This is a genomic window from Segeticoccus rhizosphaerae, assembly GCF_009192725.1.
Classification (GTDB): domain Bacteria; phylum Actinomycetota; class Actinomycetes; order Actinomycetales; family Dermatophilaceae; genus Segeticoccus; species Segeticoccus rhizosphaerae.
This window is the reverse complement of the sequence record NZ_VOHR01000504.1, coordinates 1-1,874: the sequence shown is the minus strand read 5'-3', so window position 1 is coordinate 1,874 and position 1,874 is coordinate 1. Positions and strand designations below refer to the sequence as shown.

The following is a 1,874-nucleotide window of genomic DNA, read 5'->3' as shown; positions in this document are numbered from 1 at the left end:
CGGTTTCCATGGGTTTCCTTCAGGTCGGGTCAGCCGACAGACCACAGCACAGCGTATGCCGTGTGTCGGAGCCGTGCTCGCGTCTGTCGTCGTGCGGGTCCATCCGGCAGCGGTGCCGGCGGAGCAGCGGGCGGGACCGAAGGCGCGGCCGCAGCGGCCGTCTGAGGCAAGGAGACAAGCAATGACCACGGTCTACGGCGACTACGCGCGAGACAAGATCGGCTGGTTCTTCGGGCTGTCCGGGTGGCAGCTGGCCATCCTGGCCGTGGGCTTCCTGCCGCCGTGCTGGGCCATGTCGCGCGGCGACTGGGCGTCCGCGGGGATCCTCCTGCTGGGGTGGGTGGCGGCGGGCGTGGTCACCGTCACCGAGGCGTGGGGCCGCACCGCCCTCGGCTGGCTCGGCGCCGCCGTGAGCTACGCGGCCGGGAGCCTGCGGGGGTGGACCCGGTTTCGGGCCACGGCGACCAGAGGCGCGGTCACCGATCTCGACCAGGCCGACCTGCCGGGTGTGCTGGAGGCGGTCCAGATCCACGACGGCCCACCGCACGGGCACACGCAGAACCGGGTGGCGGTGATCCAGGACCACGCCAACCGGACCTGGGCGGTGACCGCGGCGGTGGTCCACCCGGGCCTGGGCATGAAGGACTCCCCGGCGCGGGCACTGGAGGGCGCCGGACTGAGCCAGCTGCTGGACGCGGCCTCACGTGCGGAGCTGGTCACCGAGATCATCTTCATCGTCCGCACGGTGCCCGACGACGGCGCGGAGCGGCAGCTGTACCTGCGCCGGCACCGGCGCGCCGCCGGCCCACAGCTTTCGCGGCAGGTCAACGACGACCTGACCCGAGCCCTGGACGGGGCGGCGGTCCGGACGGAGGCCTTCGCCACCGTGGTGGTCCCGGAGGCGCGGATCGCCCGGCACGCCAAGCGCAGCGGCGGTGGGCTGGACGGCCGAGCCCGGGTGCTGTACGCGGTGATGGCCGAGGTCGAGGCGCAGCTGCGCGGCGCCATGGGGATGCTGGACGTTCGCTGGCTGTCCTCACCCGAGCTCGCGCTGGCCTGCCGCACCGGCTTCGCGCCCGGCGATCGCGCGGGCGTGGTGGAGGCGCTGGCCGCCCGCGAACGCGACCCCGGCGTCAACGCCGACGTGCCGTGGGCGATGGCCGGGCCCTCAGGGGCTGACCCCGCGGTGCGGCACTACAGCCACGACGCGTGGAACTCCGCGTCGGCCACCATCAAGCTGCCCTCCAAGGGCGCGGTGATGGGGGCGCTGGCGCCCGTGCTCACGCCCGACGAGCCGGGCGAGCGGCGCTGCTTCATGGTCAGCTACCCGATCCTGGCCCAGGGCAAGGCCGACCGGCGAAGCGCCAACTCCGAGTGGGCCGCGGACATCGGCGGCCACCTGCGCGACAAGGTCGGGATGAAACAACGGGCCAAGCAGCGCGACCAGGCCGCCAAGGCTCGCGGCATGGACTCCAAGCTGGCCAGGGGAAACGCGATGATCCGGCCCTACGGGGTGTGCACGGTCACCGTGCCCAAGACCGAACGGGTCAGCGAGTACGCCGCCCGGCTGGACGCCTCCGTGCGGCGGGCCGGGTTCGCGCCGCTGCGCCTGGACATGGCCCAGGACGTCGCGTTCATCGCGTCCACGATCCCGCTCGGCACCAGCCTCACCCGACACCGGGGCTGAGCAACCCAGCCCGCAACGACCACGACCACGACCACGACCACGAAAGGGTACGAGAGATGAGCAAGGTCCGGGCCGGCCGGGACATGACGCGGCTGCTGCACGACTTCGGCCACGAGCTGCCCCGCGTGCCGGCGCCGCCCGCCCGCCCCAAGGAGCCACGGCTGTTTCGCCACGCCGCCCGGCGCGG

Annotated in this window: 1 protein-coding gene; it reads left to right on the top strand. The window is 73.5% G+C overall.

Features of this window, described 5'->3' with window-relative positions; genetic code table 11:
* Nucleotides 1–181 precede the first annotated feature (181 nt).
* Nucleotides 182–1,687 carry an SCO6880 family protein gene (locus tag FRW57_RS21140; RefSeq protein ID WP_152186991.1) on the top strand — a complete coding sequence of 502 codons (1,506 nt, stop codon included), beginning with the start codon at nucleotides 182–184 and terminating at the stop codon, nucleotides 1,685–1,687.
* Nucleotides 1,688–1,874: the final 187 nt, after the last annotated feature.